The organism is Synechococcus sp. KORDI-52, assembly GCF_000737595.1.
Lineage (GTDB): Bacteria > Cyanobacteriota > Cyanobacteriia > PCC-6307 > Cyanobiaceae > Parasynechococcus.
This window is the reverse complement of the sequence record NZ_CP006271.1, coordinates 2,133,107-2,159,135: the sequence shown is the minus strand read 5'-3', so window position 1 is coordinate 2,159,135 and position 26,029 is coordinate 2,133,107. Positions and strand designations below refer to the sequence as shown.

31 protein-coding genes and 1 tRNA gene are annotated in these 26,029 nt (G+C 58.0%); 13 read left to right on the top strand and 19 right to left on the bottom strand.

Going from position 1 to position 26,029, the window contains the following annotated elements:
* Positions 1-59: 59 nt before the first annotated feature.
* From KR52_RS11055 to KR52_RS11030, 6 genes are all read right to left on the bottom strand, one after another.
* Positions 60-656, bottom strand: coding sequence for a heme-copper oxidase subunit III (locus KR52_RS11055; RefSeq protein WP_038555846.1), 597 nt, complete (start codon positions 654-656; stop codon positions 60-62).
* A 3-nt stretch (positions 657-659) separates the two neighbouring features.
* Positions 660-2,348: a cbb3-type cytochrome c oxidase subunit I gene (locus KR52_RS11050; RefSeq protein WP_038555843.1), complete on the bottom strand. Its 1,689-nt coding sequence runs from the start codon at positions 2,346-2,348 to the stop codon at positions 660-662.
* Positions 2,349-2,356: 8 nt separating this feature from the next.
* Positions 2,357-3,292: a cytochrome c oxidase subunit II gene (locus KR52_RS11045; RefSeq protein WP_038555840.1), complete on the bottom strand. Its 936-nt coding sequence runs from the start codon at positions 3,290-3,292 to the stop codon at positions 2,357-2,359.
* Positions 3,289-3,909, bottom strand: a complete 621-nt coding sequence (locus KR52_RS11040) for a DUF2231 domain-containing protein (protein WP_038555837.1) — start codon at positions 3,907-3,909, stop codon at positions 3,289-3,291. Before KR52_RS11040 ends, KR52_RS11045 begins: the two co-directional genes overlap by 4 nt.
* The gene (locus KR52_RS11035) at positions 3,906-4,406 is read right to left on the bottom strand and encodes a DUF2231 domain-containing protein (RefSeq protein ID WP_038557280.1); all 501 of its coding nucleotides are present in this window, start codon (positions 4,404-4,406) and stop codon (positions 3,906-3,908) included. Before KR52_RS11035 ends, KR52_RS11040 begins: the two co-directional genes overlap by 4 nt.
* Before the next feature lie 101 nt (positions 4,407-4,507).
* A complete protein-coding gene (locus KR52_RS11030; RefSeq protein ID WP_038555834.1) occupies positions 4,508-5,593 on the bottom strand; it encodes a calcium/sodium antiporter in 1,086 nt (361 codons plus the stop codon).
* Positions 5,594-5,674: 81 nt separating this feature from the next.
* Between KR52_RS11030 and KR52_RS11025 the strand changes: the two genes are divergently transcribed.
* Genes KR52_RS11025 through KR52_RS11015 form a run of 3 tightly spaced genes read left to right on the top strand, consistent with a single transcriptional unit; the run spans position 5,675 to position 8,640 of the window.
* The gene (locus KR52_RS11025) at positions 5,675-7,324 is read left to right on the top strand and encodes a SulP family inorganic anion transporter (protein ID WP_038555831.1); all 1,650 of its coding nucleotides are present in this window, start codon (positions 5,675-5,677) and stop codon (positions 7,322-7,324) included.
* Positions 7,317-8,363 carry a dihydroorotase gene (gene pyrC, locus KR52_RS11020; RefSeq protein WP_038555828.1) on the top strand — a complete coding sequence of 349 codons (1,047 nt, stop codon included), beginning with the start codon at positions 7,317-7,319 and terminating at the stop codon, positions 8,361-8,363. Before KR52_RS11025 ends, pyrC begins: the two co-directional genes overlap by 8 nt.
* Positions 8,338-8,640: a thioredoxin family protein gene (locus KR52_RS11015; protein WP_038555825.1), complete on the top strand. Its 303-nt coding sequence runs from the start codon at positions 8,338-8,340 to the stop codon at positions 8,638-8,640. Before pyrC ends, KR52_RS11015 begins: the two co-directional genes overlap by 26 nt.
* Before the next feature lie 7 nt (positions 8,641-8,647).
* On the opposite strand, the gene KR52_RS11010 is transcribed toward KR52_RS11015, so the two are convergent.
* The 3 genes from KR52_RS11010 to KR52_RS11000 all read right to left on the bottom strand — a co-directional run bounded on the left by KR52_RS11010 (position 8,648) and on the right by KR52_RS11000 (position 10,980).
* Positions 8,648-8,736, bottom strand: a tRNA-Leu gene (locus KR52_RS11010).
* Between the two features lie 441 nt (positions 8,737-9,177).
* Positions 9,178-10,071 carry a DMT family transporter gene (locus tag KR52_RS11005; RefSeq protein WP_038555822.1) on the bottom strand — a complete coding sequence of 298 codons (894 nt, stop codon included), beginning with the start codon at positions 10,069-10,071 and terminating at the stop codon, positions 9,178-9,180.
* Between the two features lie 132 nt (positions 10,072-10,203).
* Positions 10,204-10,980: an SDR family NAD(P)-dependent oxidoreductase gene (locus tag KR52_RS11000; protein WP_038555819.1), complete on the bottom strand. Its 777-nt coding sequence runs from the start codon at positions 10,978-10,980 to the stop codon at positions 10,204-10,206.
* A 178-nt stretch (positions 10,981-11,158) separates the two neighbouring features.
* Here KR52_RS11000 and KR52_RS10995 point away from each other — a divergent pair, with 178 nt between their 5' ends.
* Together KR52_RS10995 and KR52_RS10990 are read left to right on the top strand one after the other, a co-directional pair.
* The gene (locus tag KR52_RS10995; protein WP_253912393.1) at positions 11,159-11,947 is read left to right on the top strand and encodes a VOC family protein; all 789 of its coding nucleotides are present in this window, start codon (positions 11,159-11,161) and stop codon (positions 11,945-11,947) included.
* A gap of 59 nt (positions 11,948-12,006) precedes the next feature.
* On the top strand, positions 12,007-12,498 hold the full coding sequence (locus tag KR52_RS10990) for a DoxX family protein (protein ID WP_051834432.1): 492 nt from the start codon (positions 12,007-12,009) through the stop codon (positions 12,496-12,498).
* Here the strand turns inward: KR52_RS10990 and KR52_RS10985 are convergent, their stop codons facing one another.
* Together KR52_RS10985 and KR52_RS10980 are read right to left on the bottom strand one after the other, a co-directional pair.
* Positions 12,499-14,097, bottom strand: a complete 1,599-nt coding sequence (locus KR52_RS10985; protein WP_051834356.1) for a GMC oxidoreductase — start codon at positions 14,095-14,097, stop codon at positions 12,499-12,501.
* A 50-nt stretch (positions 14,098-14,147) separates the two neighbouring features.
* Entirely contained in the window at positions 14,148-16,841 is a 2,694-nt protein-coding gene (locus KR52_RS10980) for a glucosidase (protein ID WP_038555813.1), read from the bottom strand.
* Between the two features lie 206 nt (positions 16,842-17,047).
* Here KR52_RS10980 and KR52_RS10975 point away from each other — a divergent pair, with 206 nt between their 5' ends.
* From KR52_RS10975 to KR52_RS10960, 4 genes are all read left to right on the top strand, one after another.
* Positions 17,048-17,299 (top strand): NAD(P)H-quinone oxidoreductase subunit L, encoded by a 252-nt coding sequence (locus KR52_RS10975; RefSeq protein WP_038555809.1) that lies wholly within the window; start codon positions 17,048-17,050, stop codon positions 17,297-17,299.
* Between the two features lies 1 nt (position 17,300).
* Complete coding sequence (locus KR52_RS10970) at positions 17,301-17,657, top strand: DUF3007 family protein (RefSeq protein ID WP_038555807.1); 357 nt, start codon at positions 17,301-17,303, stop codon at positions 17,655-17,657.
* 34 nt (positions 17,658-17,691) lie between these two features.
* On the top strand, positions 17,692-18,507 hold the full coding sequence (trpA, locus tag KR52_RS10965) for a tryptophan synthase subunit alpha (protein ID WP_038555804.1): 816 nt from the start codon (positions 17,692-17,694) through the stop codon (positions 18,505-18,507).
* 337 nt (positions 18,508-18,844) lie between these two features.
* Positions 18,845-19,114, top strand: coding sequence for a YciI family protein (locus tag KR52_RS10960; protein WP_038555801.1), 270 nt, complete (start codon positions 18,845-18,847; stop codon positions 19,112-19,114).
* Here KR52_RS10960 and KR52_RS10955 read toward each other — a convergent pair.
* Complete coding sequence (locus KR52_RS10955) at positions 19,090-19,446, bottom strand: c-type cytochrome (RefSeq protein ID WP_084221999.1); 357 nt, start codon at positions 19,444-19,446, stop codon at positions 19,090-19,092. The two genes, KR52_RS10960 and KR52_RS10955, sit on opposite strands and share 25 nt — an antisense overlap.
* A gap of 19 nt (positions 19,447-19,465) precedes the next feature.
* A complete protein-coding gene (locus KR52_RS10950; protein WP_038555798.1) occupies positions 19,466-19,699 on the bottom strand; it encodes a DUF3136 domain-containing protein in 234 nt (77 codons plus the stop codon).
* 89 nt (positions 19,700-19,788) lie between these two features.
* On the opposite strand from KR52_RS10950, the gene KR52_RS10945 reads away from it, so the two are divergent.
* Complete coding sequence (locus KR52_RS10945) at positions 19,789-20,310, top strand: Nif11 domain/cupin domain-containing protein (protein WP_038555796.1); 522 nt, start codon at positions 19,789-19,791, stop codon at positions 20,308-20,310.
* A gap of 482 nt (positions 20,311-20,792) precedes the next feature.
* On the opposite strand, the gene KR52_RS10940 is transcribed toward KR52_RS10945, so the two are convergent.
* The 5 genes from KR52_RS10940 to KR52_RS10920 all read right to left on the bottom strand — a co-directional run bounded on the left by KR52_RS10940 (position 20,793) and on the right by KR52_RS10920 (position 23,281).
* Positions 20,793-21,284: a phosphate-starvation-inducible PsiE family protein gene (locus KR52_RS10940; RefSeq protein WP_038555793.1), complete on the bottom strand. Its 492-nt coding sequence runs from the start codon at positions 21,282-21,284 to the stop codon at positions 20,793-20,795.
* Positions 21,285-21,289: 5 nt separating this feature from the next.
* Positions 21,290-21,535 carry a hypothetical protein gene (locus tag KR52_RS10935; protein WP_038555790.1) on the bottom strand — a complete coding sequence of 82 codons (246 nt, stop codon included), beginning with the start codon at positions 21,533-21,535 and terminating at the stop codon, positions 21,290-21,292.
* A gap of 40 nt (positions 21,536-21,575) precedes the next feature.
* On the bottom strand, positions 21,576-21,896 hold the full coding sequence (locus KR52_RS10930; protein ID WP_038555788.1) for a hypothetical protein: 321 nt from the start codon (positions 21,894-21,896) through the stop codon (positions 21,576-21,578).
* Between the two features lie 24 nt (positions 21,897-21,920).
* Positions 21,921-22,286, bottom strand: coding sequence for a YkvA family protein (locus KR52_RS10925; protein WP_038555785.1), 366 nt, complete (start codon positions 22,284-22,286; stop codon positions 21,921-21,923).
* A 68-nt stretch (positions 22,287-22,354) separates the two neighbouring features.
* Positions 22,355-23,281: a sigma-70 family RNA polymerase sigma factor gene (locus KR52_RS10920; RefSeq protein WP_038557276.1), complete on the bottom strand. Its 927-nt coding sequence runs from the start codon at positions 23,279-23,281 to the stop codon at positions 22,355-22,357.
* Between the two features lie 180 nt (positions 23,282-23,461).
* Between KR52_RS10920 and KR52_RS10915 the strand changes: the two genes are divergently transcribed.
* From KR52_RS10915 to KR52_RS10905, 3 genes are read left to right on the top strand one after another with little or no spacing between them, the layout of a single operon-like run.
* Positions 23,462-23,953, top strand: a complete 492-nt coding sequence (locus KR52_RS10915; protein WP_038555782.1) for a DUF2214 family protein — start codon at positions 23,462-23,464, stop codon at positions 23,951-23,953.
* On the top strand, positions 23,953-24,618 hold the full coding sequence (locus KR52_RS10910; protein ID WP_038555777.1) for a peptidase: 666 nt from the start codon (positions 23,953-23,955) through the stop codon (positions 24,616-24,618). The genes KR52_RS10915 and KR52_RS10910 overlap by 1 nt, the downstream gene beginning before the upstream one ends.
* A 46-nt stretch (positions 24,619-24,664) precedes the next feature.
* Complete coding sequence (locus tag KR52_RS10905; RefSeq protein WP_038557275.1) at positions 24,665-25,321, top strand: L,D-transpeptidase; 657 nt, start codon at positions 24,665-24,667, stop codon at positions 25,319-25,321.
* Here KR52_RS10905 and hisIE read toward each other — a convergent pair.
* On the bottom strand, positions 25,318-25,986 hold the full coding sequence (hisIE, locus tag KR52_RS10900; RefSeq protein ID WP_038557272.1) for a bifunctional phosphoribosyl-AMP cyclohydrolase/phosphoribosyl-ATP diphosphatase HisIE: 669 nt from the start codon (positions 25,984-25,986) through the stop codon (positions 25,318-25,320). The genes KR52_RS10905 and hisIE overlap by 4 nt on opposite strands.
* Between the last annotated feature and the right edge of the window lie 43 nt (positions 25,987-26,029).

Sequence of the window (26,029 nt, the reverse complement as noted above, 5' to 3'; positions counted from 1 at the left end):
GGCCCATTTGGATCGGTTTGGTGATGTAGATGAGCTCGTCTGTTGTTCTCATTACGATGTTACTGCCACACGTAGATCAGAAGGAAGAGAAGAATCCAGATCACGTCGACGAAGTGCCAGAACAGGCTCACTGCAGCGACGCCCATCTCGCCTTTGTCGTAGTTCCCTGGGACAAAAGATCGCGCCAACATCAGGCCCATCAACCCAATTCCGGTGATCACATGCAGGCCGTGAAAGCCTGTGAGCAGATAGAACAGTCCCCCGAACACGCCGCTGCTGAGGCTGAAGCTGAGTTCTGACCACTCGAGGTATTGGCCAAAAACGAAGTAGGAGCCCATGGCCATGGTGAGAAGCCATACCGCACGGAAGCCCCAGAGGTTGCCCTTGTGCAGATAACGCTCGGCGAAATAGGCCACGAAACTGGAGCTCACCAACACCACGCTGTTGATCAGAGGCATGCGCACCTCCAGCCCTTCCACTCCGTCAGGCAGCCATTGAGGAGCTGTCAGCTTCAGCACTGCATAGCCGGCGAAGAAGGCAAGGAAAATGACACTTTCGGAGCAAAGGAAAATCACGAACCCGGTCATGTTGTGGCCGTCGTGCTTCACATGCCCCGGCGTGTGATTGAGCTTGAGATCGGGATTGACACTGGTCATCGGTCAGGCCTCCTGGGAACGGCGCACGTAGAACTCCTCGTCCTCAACGAGGGGGTGACCCAGCCCGTAGCCGTAGGGCTCACTGATCACTGTGGGGATGTCGTCCTCGAAGTTTTCGGCAGGTGGCGGCGAGGGCAGCAGCCATTCCAGTCCGATGGCTCGCCAGGGGTTGGGGGGTGCCTGCGGCCCCCGGGCCCAGGAACTCACCATGTTGAGAATGAAGGGGATCGAAGCGACACCGAGCATGAATGCCCCGATGCTGGCGATCACGTTCCAGATGGCGAATTCCGGGTCATAGGAGGCCACACGACGCGGCATTCCCAGCAGCCCAGCCCAGTGCAAAGGGAGCCAATTGAGGGTGGCCCCGATGAAGGTGAGCCCAAAGTGCACTTTGCCCAAGCCTTCGTAGTACATCCGGCCTGTGAATTTGGGGAACCAGTGATAGATGCCGGCGAACACACCAAAGGCGATCGTGTTGAAGATCACATAGTGGAAGTGGGCCACCACGAAGTAGGTGTTGCCCACATGAATGTCGATCGGCACGGTGGCCAGCATCACCCCCGTGATCCCCGCGAAGATGAAGTTGAACAGGCCACCGAGACAGAACAGCATCGGCGTGTTGAGGCGAAGATTGCCTCGCCAGAGCGTTCCCAGCCAGGCGAACACCTTCACCCCGGTGGGAACGGCGATCAGCATTGTGGTGAACATGAAGACATGGCGCATCCAGTTCGGCGTGCCGGTGTAGAACATGTGGTGGGCCCACACGATCAGACTGAGGAAGGTGATGCCGAAGGAGGCGAGCGCCACGAAGCGGTAGCCGAACAAAGGCTTTCGGGCGTACACCGGGAACAGTTCGGAGAAGATGCCGAACACCGGAAGCACCAGCACGTACACGGCGGGGTGGGAATAGAACCAGAAGAAGTGCTGGAACAGCACCGGATCTCCCCCACCTTCAGGCCGGAAAAAGCTCGTGCCAAAGCTGAGGTCGAACAGCAGCATCACCGCACCACCGGTGAGGGCAGGCAGTCCCACCAGTTGGATGGTCTGGGCAGCCCAGGCGGTCCAGACATACACCGGCATTTTGAAAAATCCCATGCCCGGGGCCCGCATACGGATGATCGTCGTCACGAAATTGATGGCACCCATGATCGAAGAGATGCCCGACAGAGCCACCGCCAGGATCCAGAGGAATTCACCATTGATGAAGTGTCCAAGCGGGTTCTGAAGACTCATCGGTGGGTAGGACCACCAGCCCGAAGATGCCGGTCCACCGGGGGCGAAGAAGCTCCCCATCAGCACCGTGGCGAACACCGGCACCAGCCAGAAAGCTGCCGCGTTCAGCTTCGGAAACGCCATGTCTGGCGCGCCGATCATTGTGGGGATCAACAGGTTGTTGAAGCCGTTGAGGATCGGGAAGAGGAACAGGAACAGCATCACTGTTCCGTGCATGGTGTACAGGCCGTTGTAGACGGTGGGATCCACCAGATCTGCCGGTGGTGTGATCAGCTCACCGCGCACGATCATGGCCAGCAGTCCTCCCACCAGAAGGAAAAAGAGTGACGTGGCGATGTATTGGATGCCGATCACCTTGGCATCGGTGTTGAAACTGAAGAAGCGCTTCCAGTTGTCCGGGGCACCGGGGACCGGGTGGGGGGCCTTGAGGATGCGCGGGTCGTAGTTCGTGGAGGTCATGGCGCGTCTCAGGCGTCGTGGGGGAGGGAGGGATCGCCGGGGTCGTTCACCATCGGGGCAGGAGCTGGCGGCACCGTGGCCCAGCCCTTGTCTCCCCGACTGAGGCGTCGGTCGTACAGCGGCCGTCCTGGATCGAGGCCGGGCTGCAAGGGTTGTTTGGCTGTTGCCTTCAGCCAGCCGTCGTAGGTCTGCTCGGATTCGACGATGACGTCGGTCTGGTTCTGGGAGAAGTAAGCGCCGCTGAACATGGCGTCCCGTAACCGGAACCTGCCCTCTTTGGTGGGGGTGAGGCTGTAGGAAATGATGCTGCCGGGAATGATGTCCTGCTTCAGCCGGAAGGCCGGCACATAGAAGCTGTGCAGCACGTCTTGCGAGATCAACCGGAGATTCACCCGTTGATCAACAGGCAGGTGCAGTTCAGAACTGCGCACGCCGCTGGGGTAGACGAACTCCCAGCTCCACTGGCGGGCAATCACATCAATCGGTCCGATTTCGGCCGTGGGGTCGAAGCTCACCAGCGTGGTGGGATCGCTGCCGATGGCGTACTTGTGCTTCGGACCGAGGGTCTGAAGCTTCATGTTCACGTTCATCGTGTAGGCGGCGATCGCGAAGACCGTCACCAGAGGGATGATCGTCCAGATGATCTCCAGCTTGGTGTTTCCCTCGATGGGTGCCCCGTCGCTCTCGTCGTATTTGCCGGCTCTGTTGAACAACAGGACCCAGCCCATCACGCCGGTGCAGCCGAAGAAGATGAAGGAGCCGATGCCGGTCTCCAGGGCGAACAGATCGTCGACGTAAGAGGCTGCGCTGGAGGCCTGGGGTGGGAACCAGCTGTAGGACCACGTGGCCATCAGTTTGGCGATCACCAGATTGATCGCTACCGCGATGCTGATGATCACGATGGCGCCGACGTTCGGGCCGTTCTTGGGAGCGGATGTGGTCATGGCAAGGCTTCCTGCAGATCGGCGCCGGCTGCCAGCAACTGGTCTGCGGTGACGTGCACCCCGAAGTCACTGGCCAGCCAGGCGCCGAGGCTGCCGTGGAGTCCCATCACCAGCAGCATGGCGGCGCCACAGAGCAGATACAGCCAGGTGACCTGACGGCCCATGTCCTTGCGCCAGACAAACCGTTGGTAACCACGCCAGATCGTCATGGCCACCATCACCAGCAGAATCGCCACGCCCCCGATGGCATGCCAGAGCATCGTGTCGATGGCGGTTTGGCCCAGCAGGCTGCGAACGCCCGGCAACGGAACCGCCAGCAGCATTTCGTAGAACCCCGCAGCCACGGTGAAGAAGCTGATGCCGCTGCAGGCCACGAGGTTGTACCAGCCCACGTCGTGGAAGCCACTGCGGGTCACCGGCAAAGCCAGAAAGCGGAACACCCTTTTCTCCAACGGATAGAACGCACCGGCGACGTCAAAGGCGATGGCGATTGCAAACAGGCCGATGCTCAGGTGCACCAGGTTGGGGTGCAGAGGGATCGCGTAGGGAAGGGTGTTGGAGCCGAGGGAGTCGGCGATGTCGTTGATCGGCGATGCGAACGCGGCAAAGGCAATCACGACACCACTCCCTGACGGATGGCTTCAACAACCGGGACCGTGTGGAGTCCGTAAACCCACACCAGCTTGTCGCCGAGATAGACCTGCGTGATCACAAGACCTGTCAGCATGACGTCGAGAACGAGAAAGCCCCTGGGCAGGATCGTCGGATCCTTCTGCCGTGCGACATAACGCCAGCCCGTCAGCAGGGCCAGCACACCCGCCAAGCACCAGCCAATGGTGCTGTGGACATTGAGGATGTCCCGTGAGGCGCCGTAGGGATTGGCGAGACCGGCTTCGACCTGGCCGAAGATAATGGCCACGAAGATCGCCATGGTGGCCACGATCAGGTTCCAGAAGCTCACCTCAAACAGGTTCTTCTTGCTGCTGATGACACCGATGACATCGAATACGACTGTGATCAGAGCCATCGCGATCACGAAGTGAACAACGATGGGGTGGATGACATCGATCCAGGGAAGATTTTTGTCGTTGAGCGGGGGCAGCAGCTCAAGCATCGGCAAGCCGAGCATTACTTGCCTCAAGGATGAACACGTTGGATCAGTCGGTCATCCTTTGATGAGGAAATACAACCTGTCCCGTCCCGCCCTGGTCCGGCTTAGTGCCTTGTTCTCCAGTACCTCACGGCTTGCGTGATGATCACCACCATTGCCACAGGGATCACCAGGCAAAGCATCACCAAGCGGAATTCATCCGACCAGCTGGAGAGCATCGTGCGCGGAAGCACGTTGTCGACGATGTACAGCAGATAGAAACCAAGAAGCAGCCCTCCTTCCAAACGACTGATACGACCTTTGGTCCAGAAGATCGGCATGCAGGCCAGGCTGGTGAGCAGCATCACAGGCAGATCCTCCTGGATCAGTTCCGGGCTGACTTCGAGGCCGCGTCCTGCTGCGGCCAGGGCGCCTCCACCCAGCACCAGAAGCAGATTCAGCAGGCAACTCCCCACCACGTTGCCGATGGCCAGATCGGTACGCCCTCGCAAGGCTGCCACCAGTGAGGTGATCAGTTCCGGCATGGAGGTTCCTGCCGACACGATGGTGAGGCCAATCACCGTTTCACTGACGCCTAAAAGCGTTGCTGCTGATGTGGCGCCGCTCACAAGCACCCTTGATCCAATCGTGAGGATGAGGATTCCAGCGAGCAGGCGGAGCACGGCGATGCGCCAACCACCGCTGGCCGCATCGGCTTCGATCTCCGGTTCGGCCCCTTCACTGTCATCCGGTTGCTCGCGGGCTGTTCGGATCTCCCAGATGGTGTTGATCACCAGCCCCAGCAGCAGGGCGACACCGGCCTGCCATGTGACCCGTCCAGCGGAGGCCATTCCCCAGACCGCCGCTGATATCGCAATCATCAGGGGCACATCGCGCCGCACCAGACGGCTCTCCACGCGCAGCGGCAGCACGAGGGCGCTGCTGCCCAGCACCACCATCACGTTGAAGATATTGCTTCCCACCACATTGCTCACGGCAAGGGCATCAGCCCCTTGCAGCACCGAACTCAGGCTCACGAACAGTTCAGGGGCGCTGGTGCCGAGTGAAACCACCGTGAGCCCGATCACGAGCTGGGGGATGCCGGAGATCACCGCCATGGCGACGGCCCCCTGCACAAACAGCTCACCTCCGCCGAACAGCAGACCGATGCCCAGCAGCACTTGGATCGCGGCCTGGACAAATTCAGGCATGGGAAGAGATCGAGTGTGTGGGGATTCTGCTTTGCCGCGACTCCACCTAATGTCAGACGCTGCGGTTCAGTGCCAGGACTCTTGTTGAATCGGATTTCCACGAGCAATCTGCGCGGCGACGCCTTTGGTGGCGTGACAGCTGCCGTGATTGCCCTTCCGATGGCCCTGGCCTTCGGGGTTGCCGCAACCGGTGATCCAGCCCCAGGGCTTTGGGGCGCCGTGATCATCGGCTTGGTCGCCGCCGTCTTCGGTGGCACACCCACCTTGATTTCTGAACCCACCGGTCCAATGACCGTGGTGTTCACCTCTGTGATCCTGAGCTTCACCGCCACGGCTCCCGACAAGGAGACGGCGATGGCCATGGCGTTCACCGTGGTCATCCTGGCGGGTCTGTTCCAAATCCTCTTCGGCGTCTTCCGTCTGGGCCGTTATGTGACCCAGATGCCTTACACGGTGATCTCCGGCTTCATGTCGGGGATCGGAGCCATCCTTGTGATCCTCCAGTTGCCGGCCTTCCTTGGTCAGACCGCATCGGGTGGGGTTATGGGAACCCTGTCCAATTTGCCGGGTTTGATCTCAGGCGTTCAGCCGATGGAGCTGGCGCTGGCTGTGATCACCGTCGCGATCCTCTGGTTCACCCCTGCCAGCGTCAAGCGTTTCTGCCCGCCTCAGCTTCTGGCTCTGGTGTTGGGGACGGTTCTTTCGATGACGTTGTTCCACGACGCTGGCCTTAAAACCATTCCTCCGTTCACGGCCGAGCTCCCCAGCCTGCACGCCCCCACATTTTCAGGTGGCCAGCTGCGCCTGATGTTTGTGGATGCTGCTGTGCTCGGCATGCTGGGTTGTATTGATGCACTGTTGACCTCTGTCGTCGCTGACAGCCTCACCCGCACCGAGCACAACTCCAACAAGGAACTTGTGGGTCAGGGTTTGGCCAACATTGCTTCTGGTGTCTTCGGAGGCCTGCCTGGAGCAGGAGCCACCATGGGCACCGTGGTCAACATCCAGGCCGGTGGGCGTTCAGCCCTGTCTGGAATTGTCCGGGCGTTGATTCTGATGGTGGTCGTTCTGGCCGCCGCCCCCCTCGCCTCCACGATTCCCCTCGCCGTGCTTGCGGGGATTGCCCTGAAAGTGGGCATCGACATCATCGACTGGGATTTTCTTCAACGGGCCCACCATCTCTCAGTGAAAGCTGCGGTGATCACCTACGGCGTGATTGCGCTCACGGTGCTGGTGGATCTCATCACGGCAGTGGGCATCGGAGTTTTCGTGGCCAACGTGCTCACCATTGATCGGATGAGCGCCCTGCAGTCCAGAAAAGTGAAAACGATCAGCACCGCCGATGATGATGTGGAGCTGACCAATGAAGAGCAGGTGCTGCTGGATCAGGCTTCTGGCAAGGTTCTCTTGTTTCAGCTCGCCGGGCCGATGATCTTTGGCGTGGCCAAGGCCATCTCGCGTGAGCACAACGCCATTGGCAATTGTCAGGCGGTGGTCTTCGATCTCTCCGAGGTCTCCCACCTGGGAGTCACCGCTGCGATCGCCCTGGAGAATGCCGTCAAGGAAGCGATTGAAGAGGGACGCAAGGTGTTTTTGGTCGGTGCGACGGGCAGCACAGAGAAGCGTCTTCAGAAGCTGAAGTTGTTAGAACGGGTTCCCCAAAGCCACATCAGTGCTGATCGCCTCGATGCCTTGCGCCTTGCCGTGAACGGTTTGCCGCTGAATGACTGACCGGATCTCGATCATCGCTCCGGATGATTGGCATGTGCATCTCCGGGACGGCGAGATGCTGACCCAGGTTGTGCCCCATACAGCCCATCGTTTTCAGCGGGCGATCGTGATGCCTAACCTGCGCCCCCCGGTCACCTCTGTGGCTGCAGCCCAGGCCTATCGCGAGCGCATTCGGCTCGCATGCCCCGCCGATCTGGAGTTCACGCCTTTGATGACGGCGTACCTCACAGACACGATCGATCCCTCTGAGCTGGAGAGAGGATTTCGAGAGGGCGTCTTTGCCGCGGCAAAGCTGTATCCAGCCAATGCCACCACCAATTCAGCAGCAGGGGTGACGGATCTGCTGCAGATTGATCCCGTGCTGGAGACGATGGCCCGGATCGGCATGCCGTTGTTGATCCATGGCGAAGTCACGGACGCCGAAATCGATATCTTCGACCGCGAGGCGGTGTTCATCGAACGCCATTTGGCCCCGCTGCGGGAGCGCCACCCAGAGCTGAAGGTTGTGTTCGAGCACATCACCACCGAGCAGGCGGTGCAATACGTCAGCTCAGTGGACCGCCACCTCGCCGCCACCATCACCCCCCACCATCTCCACATCAACCGCAACGCGATGTTTGCTGGAGGGCTAAGAAGCGATTTTTACTGCCTCCCTGTGGCCAAGCGGGAATGTCACCGTCAGGCCCTGCGCCGTGCGGCTACAAGTGCAGACCCCCGCTTCTTTTTGGGAACCGATACAGCACCGCACGAGCGGGCCTCGAAAGAGTCCTCCTGTGGTTGTGCCGGAATTTTCAATGCGCCCTTCGCTCTCGAGAGTTACGCCCAGGTGTTTGATGAGGAGGGTGCCCTGGCCCATCTGGAAGCCTTCACCAGCCTGAATGGGCCGGAGTTCTACAACCTTCCAGTCAACAGTGGCCGAGTCATTTTGGAACGGCGTGATCATCTTGTGCCGGAACTTGTGAACGGACTGGTTCCTTTCCATGCTGGAGAGATCCTGTCATGGGCCGTCGCCGATGCATCTGATCAAGTTCAGCTCTGAAGATTGTGGAACCTGTCACCGCATGAGTCATTACGACAGCAAGGTGGCTGAGGACCTTGGCTGCAGCTTCATTTCCGTGATGCTTCAGGACACGGAGATGTATCGGAAATACCGGAAAATCCTGCTCAAGCAGTACCCCAGCAAGGAGGGTATGGGCTGGCCGACGTATCTGCTTGTGAGCAATCCTGACGGTGATTTCTCAATTGAAGGGGAACTGAAGGGCGGCATGCCCAAGGGAGACTTCCGAACCAAACTTGCTGCGTTGTTGCCGTCCTGAAGGTTGGTGGTGGGGGCAGGGGGACTTGAACCCCCACAGGCCTTTCGGCCCAAGCGATTTTAAGTCGCGTGCGTCTACCGATTCCGCCATGCCCCCTTCCCTACGGGATCCTAGTTTCTTCGACCGTATTGGTCTTGGCCGCTGTCATGTCTGTTCAGCTGGGTCCCACGAGTCGTTACTGAACTCGGCTGACCTGACGCCGATGGGTTGGCCGAACTTTGTCATTTGCCCCTGGTGTTCCCTGTGTGACTGGATCGCTCACATCAGTGTTGGAACAGCCTTTGTCGAGTCCGCGATGAGCCCAGGGCCAATGACGTTGGGATTCCGAGTGCCATGTTCAGAGGCATCAGCTGGATTCCTCTCAATGAACAACATTGGAGAGGGAATTCGTTGCGTTACCTTCTCGGATAATCCTTGGATATCGCGTTTACATTTTTGCTCTTCGCTCGTAGGTTAATTGCGGTACTGGTCGTGAAAGGTTGAATAGCGGCCCTGCTCGAGATGGTTAACTTCGGCTCTCATTGTTTGGGTTGTCTTTCAGCCGTTTATGGTCAGATCGCTCCCTCTGTGAGTTTTCTGCCCGGTGCCGGATCCGGTGATGCTGATGATTCCACCACTGCAGACAAATGCTGCGCCGATGATGGTTTCCAGCTGAATGCTCTCGTTGAAAAAGATAATTCCGTAGATTGCGGCAAAAATGACAGAAACATATTGAAATGCCCCGATTTCGTGTGGCTTGGCAAACTGATAGGCCTTGATCAGGAGGAATTGAAAGGCCAGAAGGCATAGGCCTGTGCCTAGGATGATCCAATATGCCGATTGGGGTATTGAGTGAAACTTGTTGATGGAAATCAAGCCGAGAGCGAAGACGCCAAATAGTAGGAAATAAAAGAGTTGTGTGAGCGGTGACTCCGTATCATCAAGATGATTGACGACCAGGAATTCAATGGCAGTCACCAAGCCCGCTGCCAGCGCAACAAGATTGCCAGGGTTGGCAAAAATACTGGCATCAGGCCTCACGATGATGACCACCCCAATGAATCCAGCTATGATTGCGACCCATACGGCAGCTGGAATTCGTTGGTGAAGGACAAGCAAAGCCAAGATCGGTATGAAGATCGGCGTGGTGTTCACCAAGACATTGGTGTTGACCAGTGTTGTGAGTTGTGCAGCGGCGATGAAAAGCAGAAATCCTGTCATGCCGGTGACGGCTCTGAGTAGATGAAAGGGGCCTTTATTTGTGGGAATATCTTTGAAATTTCGGGATATAATGACTGGAATAAGAAGTATGAAAGCGGCCAGGAATGTTCCAAGCGAAAACACTTCGATTGGCAGAGTTTTTTCGACGTATTTGCCAAATACGCTCTGAGTTGTGTTTGCTAGAAAGGCCAGAACGATGTAGGCGGATCCAATAAGCAGTGGTTTCCTCATGGTGGGTTTTGTCGCTCCTTGGCCTGTTGTCTGTGTTTGTTAATTGAATAAGTGGGCAATTCTTTTCCGTGTCTGTATTGGATCTGTGTTTCTCGCTGGTGTGGATTGCGTGACGACGTTGGCTTGCTCTGTTCAGAGCCCTGGGCTGCTCATCATGATCCCACCATCAGCGAAAACGCTTGTTGCTGTCATGTAACTGGCTCCGTCACTGGCGAGGAAGGCCACAAGCGAGGCGATTTCTTCCGGTTGGGCCATGCGGCCCATGGGAATGGCCGCATTGAGCTTTGCCATCAGCTCAGGGTTGTTCATGGTCGAGTCGTTGATTGGTGTGGCGACAGCACCAGGACCGACGTTCACGATGGAGACCCCCTTGCTCGCCAGTTCAACACCAGCTGTGCGAGTGAGCATGCGCACGCCGCCTTTGGCAATGCAGTAAGGAGTGTTGTCTGGCATCGGCCAGTCTTCATGGACTGAGGAAATATTGATGATTCGCCCACCGCTCCCTTGGGCAATCATCTGTTTGGCGCTGTATTGCGTGGCGAAGAACACACCGCGAAGGTTGACGTTCATCACCTTGTCAAAATCCACCGGTGTGGTGTCAAGAATCGACGTGCGGGTCTCGATGCCGGCGTTATTCACCATCACATCCACCTTGCCGAACGTCGTTACCGCGACGTCGATGAGATGTTGAATGTCCTCAAGTTTGGCCACATCGGCTTGGATGCCAATGGCCTGTCCACCCAATTCACCAATTTCATCGATCAAGGCTTCGGTGCGCTCAGGATGCGAGCGGTAGTCAATGACCACCTTGGCGCCCAAAGCGCCAACGGCTTCGACAATGGCCTTGCCGATCCCCGAATTGCCTCCGGTCACAACGATCACCTTGTCACGCAGACACAGAGAGGTCATCGCCTTTGGGACCTGTGTGGGCATGAGAGGAATGATCGGGCAATCACTCCATAGCTGGTTTCGCAGATCCCGTCAGCGCTTCGTGCGTAAATGGCGCTAAGACATTCTCAGAAAGGAGGACGCATGCATGGCAGATGTTCAGTGTCCATCTGCATCGATTCAAGGCGTTGCTTTTTCCTTGCCTGCGCCGGGAAGCCTTGATCCTCTGCTTGAGGTTCTGGGGGCTGTCGATCAGGGGCAATCCTTGCTGGACGGTGAGGCCCTTGAACAACGTTTTGCTCTGACCAAAGGGCAGGCGGTTATTCATCATTACCGACTTGGCAAGGAACGCCTCGACTATGTCTCCTTCGAGGGAGTCGATACGGTTCAATCCCACGATCCAGGCGCCTCCAACACCCTCTGGTTTCAGCATGTCGCCATTGTGGTCAGCGATATGCAACGCGCTGCTGAGCAGTTGATGCCTCTTGTGGCTCCGATCTCCGAAGCACCACAGTGGTTACCCAATGGCGTGGCGGCATGGAAGTTCCGCAACGCTGCCGGTCATGCCATGGAGCTGCTCTGGTTTCCTCCCGATCAAGGGCATTCCCGCTGGCATCAGGACGACCGTCCTCTCTTTCAGGGACTGGACCATACGGCCATTGCGATCAGTGATAGCGACCGCAGTTTGTTGTTTTACGGCGTGGATCTTGGCCTACAACTTCGATATGCCAGCCTCAATCAGGGGCCCGAACAGGAGCGCTTGGATCGCGTGATCAACCCAAAGGTGGCCATTCATGGCTTAAGCGGTAGTGCTCCTTTCGGTGTTGAATTTCTGAGATATCTCAGCCCTTCTCCTCTGCAACCCACATCGGCTGCTTTGCCGCCTCAGCATGCCTTGTATGCGCAGATCCTGGTCAAAGCTGCTGCGGCTGGATCCGGGCGGTTGCTGTGTGATCCGGATGGTCATCACCTCTGGATTTCTTCTTAAGCGAATCATTCAATTGTTTCCGTTCAACGTCAGTAGTTTTGGAAAAAGGCTTGTGTCTGGTGGACCTTGTCTCACTGATTGCCCCCTCGTCGCCTGAGGGTCTTGCGGGTGCCGGTTTGCTGGTGTTGCGGCTGTTCACGGGCCTGGTGTTCATCCGTCATGGTTGGCCGAAACTCGTCAACCTCAAAACATGGTCTACGGCGATGCAGACGCCGGCCTGGCTCTGTTTCCTCTCGGCCTTTTCGATGTGGGCCGGTGGAATTGCCCTGATGTTCGGCTTTCTCACACCTCTGGCGGCTGTTGCCATTGCCGTGTCGATGGTCTACGCCGTTGTTCTGGAAATCACGAGTGGCTTTCCGTTCATTGCGCCAGATCCTTATCTCATTCCAGAAGGGGACTACGCCGGACCGATGGGAGTGGGAGAACCGCCAAGTTGGGAGAAAGCTGCGATGTATGTGGTGATGTGCCTTGTGTTGATCACTGCAGGTGGTGGGCCCATCAGCATTGACTTGATGCTGATTGCGCCGCGTCTTCAATCCTGGCTCGGCTGATCAGCCGAGCCTTTCCTTGAGATGGTCTGCCACTCGGATGGCATTGGCGATGGCTGTCAGGGATGGATTCACCGCTGAGCTGCTCGGGAAAAAGCTGGTGTCCACCACATACAGATTGTCCAGATCGTGGGCGCGGCAGTTGATGTCCAACACTGAAGTGCTGGGATCAGTGCCGAAACGACATGTGCCTGATTGATGGCCAACGGCAGCGAGATTCATCGATGAGGCGAAATAGATCTGCCGTTCGGCCAGATGATTTTTGAGGTACAGCTTGTCGAGTAATCTCTCCAGTCTGTTGACCAGTTCTTCGGAGGCCCGTGTGTTGGTTGGGGTGTAGTTCAGCTTGATCTGACCTTCTGAATTGATGGTGACCCGGTTGTTGGCCAGTGGAAGATCTTCCGTCTGAAGCCAGAAATCGAGCGAATGCTCAGCAAGCTTATCCATGCTCCAAGTGGGTGCTAAAGCGGTGAGTCGCGGCTTGTAGCCTTTCATCATTGCCCCATTGGTTTTGCCGGTCATCTGCACGTTCCCCATAGGAAAGTCGAAGTCGTTGTCGCCGAAATACCAGTCATTGAGCGCAACAGTCTTTTGAAAGACTGTGGTGTTCGGCTCATGGGCGAGAGCCACCAATGCTTTGCAGTTGTGATACATGTAATTTCTGCCAACTTGATCGGAGCTGTTGGCCAGGCCTCGGGGATGGGCATCGTTGGCTGACATCAGCAGCAGACGTGCCGAATTGGCGGCACCAGCGGAAACCACCACGATGTCGCCTTTGAAACGACGTTCTTCTCCCTGATGCCTCACCACAACATCAGTGACCTGACGACCGTTCAGATCGGTGTTCAGGCGAAGCACCTCCGCTTCTGTGAGCATGAACACGTTGTCGTGATCAAGAGCAGGACGGACACCCATCACTTCCGCATCACCTTTGGCATGCACGAGGCAGGGAAATCCATCGCAGCGGTTGCAGCGCACGCAAGCGCTGAATGCAGGGTTTGCCTCATCAAGGGCGACTCCCGTGGGTGCATGAAAGGGATGCAGCCCTGCTGAGCGCAGGTCATCCACCAGCTTCTGCATGCGCGGCTCGTGGCTGATGGGCGCATGGGGATAGTCGGAGGAGGCTGGTGGTTCGGTGGGGTCCTCACCCCGCAGACCATGCACGTGATACCACTCCTCGGCTTTGCGGTAATACGGCTCGAAGACGTCGTATTTCAGCGGCCATTCAGGTGATTCGCCATCCACATGCATCACCGATTCGAAATCGCGCTCCCGCAATCGGAAGTGAGCGGCCCCATACATTTTGGAGGCACCGCCGACGAAGTAATGACTACCCGGCTGAAATGTGTTGCCATGCTTGTCCTGCCACGGGTCCGTTGAGACGTAGCGATCGTTCTGAAACACCTCGACCGGATCCCAGTTTTGTGGCTCCCTTGGCAGCCAGCCTCCACGTTCCAGAATCAGAATTGAGTGGCCTGCGTCTGCTAACGCACGGGCCAGGGAACCACCCCCCGCGCCACTCCCGATGATCACGACGTTGTAGTGATCTGCCTGAGGTTCGACAGCATTGTGTCGACGTGTGGCATGGGTGGCGTGATCCATAGCGACATGCCAAACAATGACCCGAACGTTAGAGAGATCACCTCATGGCGTCAGCGCCATCGCTGGAGCTGGGTGATCATTTTTGTGACGATTGCCGTCCAACCCGTCTGGTGGCTTGCGCCGACGCCAGCACCATTGCAGCCATGGAAATACTCATTGAAGAGGAAAAGATCACGCCACTGCGGGTCCGTTTGGAACAGTTCGACATTCCCGTTGAATGGCCGCTGATCGTTGCCATCTCGCCTGAAAATGCCAACCAATCGTTCCTCGAGTTCCAGAGAAATGTCCCAGAGATTCAATTCCCGACCTGAGCCCGTTGGAAATTCCATCTTGAAATCATCACCGAAGTAGTGGGCAAACTTCTGCAGGGCCTCGATCAGCAGGTAGTTGATCGGCATCCATACCGGTCCTCGCCAATTGGAATTTCCTCCAAACATGGGCACAGGACTGTCTGCAGGGCAGTAGCTGATCGTGGCGTAGTCGTCTCCCTGCTGATAGCTGTAAGGATTGTTTTCGTAGATCCTGGACAGGCTTCGGATGCCGTAAGGGGAGAGAAATTCCTCTTCATCGAACACCCTCTCGAGGATGCGACGTAAGCGTTGTGGTGGAACAATCGAAAACAGGATTCGGCCACGGTGCCAGGATCCAAGATGAGTGATTGAGTCGAACTCCTCTCCGCGATCGCGACCCAAATCACGCAGATAGGTGCTCACGTCGAGAGAAGGAATGGATTCGACTGTCCCCGTGTCAAACGTCGCGATTGCAAGCAACGGAATCAGGCCACTCAGCGAACGGGTCCTGAGGTAGTCGGTGCTTCCGTCCGGCCGCTTGAGCACGTCGTAGTAGAACCCATCCTCTTCGTCCCAATTCACGAATCCTCTTCCGCTGGAGCTGTTCAGCGCGTAGGTCAGGCGACTGAAATCGCGAACAAAGCGATCGCACAGGCTTTTGTATTCCTGCCTGTCTTCAGACAGAAGAACGCATGCCTCCAGCATGTTGAGGCTGAGCATTCCCATCCAGGCGGTGCCATCGGATTGTTCGATACGGCTGCCGTCTTTCAGCGGGTAACGCCTATCAAAGATGGCGATGTTGTCCAGGCCAAGGAAGCCTCCCTCAAACAGGCTGTCGCCGTTACGGTCCGTGCGGTTGGCCCACCATCCGTATTCCAGCAACAGTTCTCGCAGGCTGGCGCGAAGGAAGGGATAGTCCTTCCCTCCGTAACGACGCTTTGAAATTTGGAAGATCCGCAGTGCTGCCCAGGCGCCGATTGGTGGGTTGGCGTCGGAGAGGGCCCATTCATAGGCAGGAGATTGCCCGTTGTTGGCGGTGTAGGAGGCCTGGCGGAGCATGCGGCACTGCCGCTTCGCCTCGCCTGGATCGATTTCAGCGAAGGCCACTGCATGGAACATCAGATCCCATTGGCAGAAGTAGGGGTACTCCCAGCAGTCGGGCATCGAGATGATGTTCCGGGCCCGCAGGGTTCTCCAGTAGGCGTTTTCGGTGTGCCACCGTTCTTCCGGTGGCCTTGGAGCGTTGTTGTCACCGCGCAGCCAACGGGCCACATACCAGTCGTAGTACTTGCGGCACCAGAACAACCCGGCAGCGGCCGAGGCATGGATGGCACGGTCCTCCGCATTCAGATCTGGTGCCACCCATTGGAGATGGTCAAGCCACTCCTGCCGGCGTCGATCCATCAAGCTGTTGAACGCGGATTCCTCCACCTGTTCGGGAGGCCTCTCGCCTTGTTGGCTGTTTCGTTTCAGGCGCAGATTCACGGTCCAGATTTCTCCTGGACGGAGTGCGCGCTGAAGATGCAGCGCTGCTTTGCTTCCGGTTTGTGCCGGATTCACCGCTTTCTGATCTCCTTCAATCAGAAAGCGGTGAAAGGCATCTTTGACGTAGGGCTGCTGCAGGGATTGACCGTAGAGCCGTTCGGTGTTGGTTTCGTTTTCCGTGAACAACCACTGGCCCTGTTCACTGCAGCTCAGGTCGTAGGACACCAGCCCTTCGATCGCATCACTCACGAGCCGATTGCCCTGCAAGCGAAGGCTGGGCCGGTGGCGGTCCGGATCCCCCCAGCTCCAGGTGTTCCGGAACCACAGGCTGGGCAGGAGATGAAGGTCGGCTTCGTCCAGGCCTCGGTTGGTGATGGTGAGCCTGATCAGCACATCTTCCGGAGATGCCTTCGCATACTCAACGTGGAGATCGAAAAAGCGGTTGTCCGCAAAGATCCCTGTATCAACCAGTTCGTATTCGTTGTCTTGGCGGCTGCGCTTGCGGTTCTCATCACGCAGTTCCTGGTAGGGAAAACGTTGATGGGGGTAGCGATAAAGAGCTTTGGCGTAACTGCCGGTTGGCGTACCCGCCAGGTGGTACATCGTGTCTTTGATGTCTTCTCCGTGATTGCCTTCGGGATTGCCGAGTCCGAACAGGCGTTCTTTGAGAATTGAATCTTTGCCGTTCCAGACCACGGGAGAGAAACAGAGCAGACAGCGTTCGTCGCTCAGCCCAAGCAACCCGTCCTCCCCCCAGCGGTAGGTGCGCAGGTGGCTGTGGTCGAAGGGAAAGGCGTTCCAGGCGTTGCCATCGCCCGAGTAATCCTCGCGGACTGTCCCCCACTGCCGATCACTCAGATAGGTGCCCCAGCGATCCCAGGGCTGGTCCCCCTCATCCCTCTCGCGGCAACGCAGAAGTTCTGCAGGCTCCGTGCCGATCGCTTCAATGGAGCTCACAGAAGGCGACATCGATCAACACCCTGATGACTCGAAACTAGTGAGGTTGTTGTGAACTGCCCATGAAGGTTTTGTGCCCAAAGCAATCCCTTCTTATGGCCTGGATCCTGGAGTTGCAGGAGGTAGCGCGGACCGGGCGGAACGACGCCGCATGCGTCTGACCATTTCTCACGTCCCCAGCGCTGTCGGCTTAAATTCGCTTCAGCTGTCCTCAGGCTTTGGACCTCTCGTCCCTGCTCCATCAAGTTCCCCAGGACACGTTGCTGGTTCTGTTGGCTTACGTCGCTTTGGGGGGGCTCTACCTGGTGGTGATCCCCCTCGCCCTGTATGCCTGGATGAACCAGCGCTGGCATCGCATGGGCAAGCTGGAGCGTCTGGGCATTTACGGGATGGTCTTCTTCTTTTTCCCGGGGATGATTCTGTTTGCCCCCTTCCTGAATTTCCGTTTGAGCGGTCAAGGAGACGTCTGAATTGACGCGTGGAAAGGTTCTTCTGATTGGACTGGCTGTGCTCCTGCTAGGAGGGCTGGGGCAAGTCGGCTTCCGAGCTGCAGGCTTTGAAGGGTTTTCGGCAGGGATCGCTGCCCAGGCCCTGCTGGTTGTGATTGTTGTTGTTTGGACGGGGTCTTACCTGTTTCGTGTCGTCACCGGGCAGATGACCTACATGGACCAGCGGCGTCGTTACCGCGAGGTGTACGACAAACAGGAGGCCGACGCACTTCAGGCCCGCTTTGACGCTCTCCCAGAAGAGGAGCAGCAGGCGTTGCTGCGCAAGATCGGCGCGGATGCTGAGGCCGTTTCCGACGGGGAAGCACCCGCCGACTCATAGGCTTCCTGGGTTTCTTCCTGGTCGGTTGACCGCGATGCCCAATCAGCAGTCCTCGTCCATCGCCAAGCGCTTTGAGCAGCTGAAGCAGGACGGTCGCCTCGCCCTGATGCCATTCCTGATGGCCGGCGATCCCGATCTGGCCGTGACCGCTGATGTGCTTCTCAGCCTGCAGAACGCCGGTGCCGACATGGTGGAGCTGGGAATGCCCTACAGCGACCCTCTCGCGGATGGACCCGTCATTCAGGCAGCTGCGTCCCGCGCTCTCGCTGCCGGAACCACGCCCAAGTCTGTTCTGGACATGCTGCACTCCTTGAAAGGGCAGTTGCAGATCCCTGTGATTCTTTTCACCTACTCCAATCCACTTCTGAATGTTGGGATGGAGGCGTTCTGTCAGTCCGCAGCGGAGGCTGGTGCTGCAGGACTGGTGGTTCCTGATCTCCCCCTTGAGGAAGCCGAGCGGTTGTCGACAATCGCAGAACGCCACGGATTGGATCTGGTGCTTCTTGTTGCACCAACCACACCCAAAGATCGCATGGGTCGGATTGCGACAAGCAGTCGAGGGTTCACCTATCTGGTGAGTGTGACGGGTGTCACCGGTGAACGGGCCCAGATGGAAAGCAGAGTGGAGGGGTTGGTCCAGCAACTGAAACAAACCTCACCCGTCCCCGTTGCCGTTGGTTTCGGGATTTCGGGTTCGGATCAGGTGCGTCAGGTTCGGGGTTGGGGTGCTGATGGAGCGATTGTGGGCAGCGCACTTGTCAAAAGGATGGCTGCAGCATCCCCAGGTGAGATTGCTCGAGAGGCTGGTCATTTCTGTGCTGAATTGCGCGTTGCTGCCGATCAGGCTTAGCTGTTTTTGCAAGTCGTCTCCTGGCTTTCGGTCCAGAGAAGCCCCATTCGCATTACCGATTCCCCTACATCTTCGCCATTAAGATCGGCGCCTTCCGCTTCTGGGAGACTCATGGAAAGTGGTTGATTCCATTCGCTTCCCATTGTTTTTTTTCGAGGGAATGCTCGTAGTTTGAAGTGGATTGGCTTTGCGATATCAACAGGAATTTCAATTCTGCTGAAAAAATGTGTCTCGCTAGGATTAGCTTTTTTGAGATCAATCTTTGTAATACGGCGGCTTTTTAAGTTGATATGCCATCATTTTCAGGCAAAAGTTCTTCGGTATTTCATCGCTGGTTATGGCACGTTTCGTCTTGTGGGGCACGTACTGCGCGGATGCTCTTGTGAAGCGTGCTCCATATCGAGATGAGCACCTCGCTCGCCTTCAGGGCCTGAAAGAGCAGGGGACGCTCGTCACGCTTGGGCCCACCGAGGGAAGCACCCACGTGTTCGGAATTTTCGAGGCCGACAACATTGACGTTATTCGCAGGCTTGTTGAGGACGACGTTTACTGGAAGCACGGCATCTGGACGGCGCTCGAGGTTTATCCCTGGGTCCAGGCGTTCTGAGCCTGCATCAGGACCCATTCAGCCACGAGTTGATCTCCATCTGTTCCCAGAACGCCGGCGTAACCGCTCATCTGGCCTTGCCCCTCTCGGGCGATGGCTGCGATGGCCGTCACCGTTGCGATGTCATCACGCTCGAGGGTCTTCAACTTCAGGTTTTTCCCCCGGCGAATGATGTTGCCGCCGTTGATGTGGCATCCTGCGCAGTGGTGTTCGAACAACAGGGCGCCTGAACTGGTGTGCGACTCAGCAGCAAGCGAAGCCCCGGCAGTGCCAAGGCTCAGCAGCAGACCAAGAAACGCACCAAAGGAGCAGCTCAGGATGTTGCTCAGCACAGGGATGTTGCGGCTTCGATCAGTCTGCTTGAGCAGGTGATCCGTCCCTTTGGAACCGCTGAATCAGTTCGTCAGGGGAGCGGTAATCCTGTGGAAGCGAGGTGTGCAATCTGTTCAGGTAGTCCCAGCAGACCGTCCGGCGAATGGCGGGGAGGTCGCGTCCATCGGCCACAAGTCGACGTAGGGCATGGCAGTAGGTGGAGAACCCTGCTTCCAGCTCGCCAATGGTGAGTGCCTTGGTTGCAGTTGGCATGAACCCGAACGTCAGGATTCGCTGACTCTGGCGTCTGGTTCTGAAATGGTCTGTTGTCAGGATCACAGAAAGAGCTATGTGGTCGCCCCATGGCGGAACAGGATCTGAGCCGTTTCCTCAGCAAGATCTCCCAACTTCAATCTCTTGCGGAACGCGTCCAGCAGGACTCCACCAGTCGAGACCAGCTGGCGGCCTGTGCTGACCACAACCAGGTCGTGCGGTTGGCGCAATCCTGGGGATTCGATATTGGTCGGCGCTGGGGAGAGCGTGACCATGGGCCAGGGGGTGAGGCCAATCTGCTGGCGACCCCGTGCCCTCCTCGTGGAGAGGAATCAACACGTGTTTTGGTGTCTGCCGAGACGTGGACATTGCGTCTGATTGCATCGAACGACTACCGATCACCCAGCGGCGAGTGGATGGATCAGTCCGATCATGAATGGGTGCTTGTGTTGCGTGGAAGCGCCTGTGTTGCGCTGCAGAACCCCGATCGAATCGTCGATCTCAGCCCTGGGGATCATCTTTTGCTTCCGCCCCATCAACGCCACCGGGTTGATCGCACCGATCCCGATCCAGGGACCTTATGGCTGGCCTTGCACTGGGATGCCGCTTAGGTCGGCTCAGGCACGCTATCTCCAGTGTGGAGCGCTGATGCCTCAAAAGCAATGAGCACGACGGCTGATTGCTGATGCCGTTGTTGCTGAGCAGAGTGTGAGCATCGAGATCGGAGGAGCCCATGACGGCCGACACTCCACCTGAGCAAACCACAGAAGCAGACTGACTTTCTGGCCCCTGCTCCAACAGTTTCCACCCATTCGTAAGCGATTCGTCTGGCGCGACAACGAAGAGCGTCAAGCCAGTCGACTCCCCTCTGCATCGTTCGTAGGTGCCCCGCAGGAGACCCGCTTCACACCTGGACCCGATGGCCCCAGGGTGCCTTGAGCCAGACGCTTCGACCTTCCTGTCTCAGTTCCATAGCTGGAGGAGATTTTCCAAGGCATCAGACACTGAAGTTGAGGTCGATTGCCATGCACAAACGAGCGAGTTAGGCCGTCTTTCCACCGGGAAGGGCGGCCTTCCTGCTGGCCTTGTGCCCTCAGCTCTGAACATCCAGTCTGGTGTCCGAGCCACGCCCCAGACGTGCTCTTGAAGGTGTGGCGTTGGCTCGTTTGACCAACCAGTACGCAGCGGAAAGCGACACGACCGCAATCCCCAGACCCACCAGAAGTTGGGGTTTGTTCTCGGCACCTGAGGGCAACACGATCACCTTTCGGGCCACGGCGGTGAGCGCTGTCACCAAAACCAGTTCGATCTGCACAACGTGGCGCCGCAGGTAGCTGGTGATGTTCTGGAGCACCTCGAGGGCAATCAGAACAGTGAGGAGGTCCCCGAGGATCTTGATCAAGTCATCGCCCAACCAGGTCGCAGCGGATCCAGTTAACAGCTTGGAACCCAGAGAAATCATCAGCTGGATGATCGCGGCACTGATCACAACAGCGGTGATCAGGGTGAGCAATCGGGCGACTTCCCGCTCACCAGCATCGACAAGACCAAGAAAAGTTCTCTTGGATCGGGAGGGTCCGCTCACGGGGCTCAGTCGTTGAAGGGGTTGTAGTAAGGGCGAGCTTTGGTGCTGCCGGCCGGGTTGACCACTTTGGTGTCACACGTGATTGATCCGTCCTCTGCCGTGACGCAGTTTGTGGGCTCAATTGTGCTGTCTTTCCCAACAGCGCTGTCCCGGCTGCGTTTCCAGACTTCGCTTTGGGCCAACGCCGCAGAGGATCCGCACACCATCATCGTCAACAGAAGAGAGGCGCTGAGGAGTCGTGTTGGCGTCATCGGGCCGATGTCTGAGCCACCACTTTGCCCGTGAACGCCCCTAATCGGAGCAGTCGTCTCGAATTTCCTGCAAAAGCAGATCGAGTTGACCGAAGGGATCGTCGTCTGCGGAAGCGAGACTTGCTCTGGATTCAGAGGACTGGCCATGCCATTCGGCTTCAACTGAGCAGAGTCGATCGGCCAGTCCGGCCAGACCATGCAGCTTGTGTTCGCGTTCCAGTACCTCCAGAAGGGCCGGCATTCGGGTTGAAACGGCGCGGAGGTTTCGCCGCAGGTCGGCTTGTGTACGCCCCTGCTGTTTCAACCAGTCCTTCAACAGCAGGGTGAGATCCGCTTCAAATTCAGGGGTCCAGCCAGACATTGATCAGCGATTCAGTTCAGCGGTTCAGTGCGCCAGGGGGAACCAACGGTCCAGTTTGCGGCGAGCCCGCATCCGGATCGCCGGCGTGACGTGATTGCTCCAAAGTCCCACCATCGCGGAAAGCGCAACGAGATCATCACTGAAACCCGCCACTGGCAGCAGGTCAGGAATCAGGTCTGCTGGCATCAAGAGGTAACTCAGGGCCGCAAGCATGGTCAGCCGTGCTGCTGAGGGAGTCTCGGGGTCAAGCATCAACTCCAGGGCTTCCAAGGCAGGGGCCGCCAGACCCCTGCCAGCCTGCTGCAAGAGGCGCCGCAGCAGGCTCTCGTCGATCACCTCCCGTTCAAGCACGTCGGCTTCAACGGTGGTTCGAGCAGCATGTTCACTCATGCGGAGGGAGCCGGTTGGGTCCACTCTCTCCAGTTCTTCAGCGATACGCCAGTCGGGGAAGCCGGTGCTCAGAGTGTGGATTCAACGAGTCCGTTCTGAATGCCGGTCTTGCGAAGTTTGCGCAACGCCCGCTGCACCACCTGTCGGCAATATTCCCTTGAACAGTTCATGTGGCGTGCCACTTCCGCCAGAGTGCGCCACTCGTTGGTTCCATCCAGCCCGAAGCGCAGGGTCACAACGGTGTGCTCCTTCGGCGTGAGATTGGCTTTCGCCAGCAGGGACCAGACCGAGGCTGTCCGTTCGGCGATTTCGGCCCGTTCCATCGGGGGCAGCTCCTCGCTGGGGAGAACATCCACCAGCTCGGAGGGGTCCGATTTCGATTTCACAACCCCTTGCAGGCTGACGGTGACGCTGCGCAGCTCACAGGCCAGAAGGTCCTCCACCTCAGCGATCGGGATCTCCATGAACTCCGCCAATTGCTCTCCTGTGGGGCTGAGGCCGTTTCGCTGCATCAATCGAGCCTTGGCTGCCCGCAGCTTGGTGAGCTTTTCGTTCACATTCACGGGAATGCGAATGGTGCGGCTTTGGGTGGACAGCGCCCGGTTCAAACCCTGCCGAATCCACCAGTAGGCATAGGTGGAGAAACGATGGCCGCGGGTGGGGTCGTATTTTTCAACCGCACGGGTCAAGCCGAGGGTTCCCTCCTGAATCAGATCGAGCAGATCCAGACCCTTGCCCTGATAACGCTTGGCCAGATTGACAACAAGGCGAAGGTTTGAGGTGATCATCTGATTCTTGGCGCGTTCGCCACGACGAATCACCCCTTTTTCTTCATCGCTGTACTCACAAGCAGGTCCAATCCCTCCCGCAAGATGGCAGCGTTCGGTGATGGCGACCATCGCCTGAACCTTTCTCCCCATCATGAGTTCCTGCTCTGGAGTGAGCAGCTGATGGCGACCAATTTCACCGAGAAAAGCACTCAGAGAACTCGTCATCATGACGGTACGGCTGAATTGAACCTAGAACCAAAGTGTTTTTTTCTGGCGGTCCTAATAAAGACTCCCGAATTAATACTTTGTGCGCTATTTCACTCTTTCTTCCTGTTGGTGAAGTGAATCTTTCATTGTTAATTCAATTGGGTGGCTAAGGTCGCCCAACCCACCGCCGCCGCGCCCATGCCCCTGGCCGTCGCTCTGACAACCGACATCGCCAAAAACGCTGGCGTTGCCTACGTTCACTACCTCAGTTTCATGCTCTGCTTTGGCGCCTTGGTGCTGGAGCGGAAGCTGATCAAAGCTGATCCCAACCGCCAGGAAGCAACGGCGATGGTGATCACCGACATCGTCTATGGCATCGCAGCCCTGGCACTGCTGGTGAGTGGCATCCTGCGGGTGATCCATTTCGGCCAAGGCGCCGAGTTCTACACCCAGAACCCTCTGTTCTGGTGGAAGGTCGGTTTGTACCTTTCCGTCGGCGGCTTGTCGCTGTACCCCACGATCACCTACATCCTCTGGGCCATTCCACTGCGCAAGGGTGAACTGCCGAAAGTGAGCGAGGCGCTCGCAACCCGTCTGGCCTGGATCATCAACATTGAGTTGGTTGGATTCGCAAGCATTCCTCTGCTGGCAACCCTGATGGCCCGCGGTGTTGGTCTTCCCGCCGCCTGATGCAACCTGACCTCTGCCCCCCGCAACAGCAGCTCCAAACGCTGCAGGTTGCGCTGGAACCCCAGCAGACGGGCCAGCGTCCGGGCTACGCCTCCTCCCTTGCAACCACTTCCCTTGGTCCGCCTGTGCTGAAGCACTGGTGCGTCTGGATCCAGCCCGCCACGGCAAAACCCGCCAACCGTTGGGACCAACGCTGGATCAAGGCCGTGTCTTCGGCGCTCACCACCTGGGGTGCTCTTGTTCCACTCACCCGCGTGGACAGTCCAGAGCGCGCCAACGTTCTGATCCAGCGGCAGCGTCCGGCCCGCCGCCAGGTTGCTGGGGTTTGGCGTGCCAGCAATGGACGAACCCAACTTCAGGTTGTGGATGTGCAGCGCCTGGGCCGCCATCGCCTCGAGCCCCAGGTGAAGGTCATGGTGTCACCCGAGCTTCGCGCCGAAGCCCTCCAGGCCACGGCCCTCCACGAACTGGGGCACGCCTTCGGGCTCTGGGGCCACAGTTCTGAACCCACCGATGCCCTGGCGGTGAGCCAAAGCACAACTCCGGTGTTGGTGCCATCGGAGCGGGATCGCCTCACGCTTTTGTGGGTGATGCAGCAGCCCACCCGCTTCGGGTCCACGATTCGACAGCCGATTGAGCCGGTTGAATCGCCTTCGCCTGAGTGACGCCGCCATGCAGGCGCGCCATGCTGCCGGCAGTTGTTGTCGATGCATGGATCTGATCCGCACTTTGGCGATGGCCGGCTTGCTGGCCTGCCTGGTGGGTTGCCGTTCCGACAACAGCGCCCCCGTGAAAGCCCCCCAGCAGCGGGAGCCAATTCGCATTGAGCTGAACGGCAGCGATCCCGGTGCCAGTGAGGGGGTGCTGGATCGTGCTGAGGGGCCTTTACGTTTCACCGTGGGCCATGGCCGCCATGGCATTGGCTGTGAAGGCACCACTTTCCAAGAGGGTGTCACGCCACTCGGAACATTTCAGGTCAACGCCATCTTGAGCAACGACCGCTTCGAGATGGACCCCGCACTGGTGGAGCAATCAGGGAAGACGGAGGAGGAGCTGCGCGAGTCCCTCTTCAGCAACATGAACTCGATCGACTTCAAAGGTGATGGAGAAACCGGTGAATACGGCGTTGGCTACATCAGCCTGGCTCCTGTGCCAGCAACCGATCAGCCGTTTCGATTCAACACCTATGACGGTGTGTTCCGCTGGTACAGCTTCGCCATTCACGGCACCAACGACGAGACCCGGATCGGTAAGGCGGTGACTGGAGGTTGCATCAACGCCGGTCAGCTCACCATGGGGGTGCTTTTGGACACCGTGGAGCTCGGCGATGCAGTGGTGATCAGCAGCGATAGCCCCTGCCAGCCTTAGTGCCGTCGCGGGGCGCCCCGTCGTGCCGCCAGCACCTCCTGAACCTTACGCCAGCTGACGCCATGATGGGCCAAAGCTACCTGCAGATGGAAGACGATGTCCGCCGCCTCGCCAGCGATTTCGTCGGCGTTGTCGTCCTTGCAGGCCATCACGAATTCAGCACTCTCCTCACCGATTTTTTTGAGGATGCTGTTGTCTCCACCTGCCAGGAGCTTATTGGTGTAGCTGCCTTCCTCCGGCTTCTCCCGTCTCCCCTCGATCACCTGGAACAGTTCGGAGCAGGCATCCGATGGCGGCGGTAGAGCCGCTGCCCCACCCTCGGTTCGGCCATCGCTGTTTTCGTAGAAACAGCTGCGGGCGCCGGTGTGACAAGCCACATCCCCAGTCTGCTCCACCGTCACCAGCAGCACGTCGGCATCACAGTCGTAACGGATCTCCCGCATTGTCTGAATGTGGCCGCTGGTGGCTCCTTTGTGCCAGAGCTCCTGGCGCGAGCGGCTCCAGTAGTGCACCTCACCGCTGCGTAGGGTCGCTTCGATCGCCTCTCGGTTCATCCACGCCACCATCAGCACGGCACCGTCCAGCCAGTCCTGCGCCACCGCTGGAATCAACCCCGCTTCGTTAAAACGGAGTTGATCAATGAAGGCGGGGCTGAGGGGCTGCATCAGGCCTCGGACATCGGGCAGTGCCTGAATCTTCCCGCAGCGC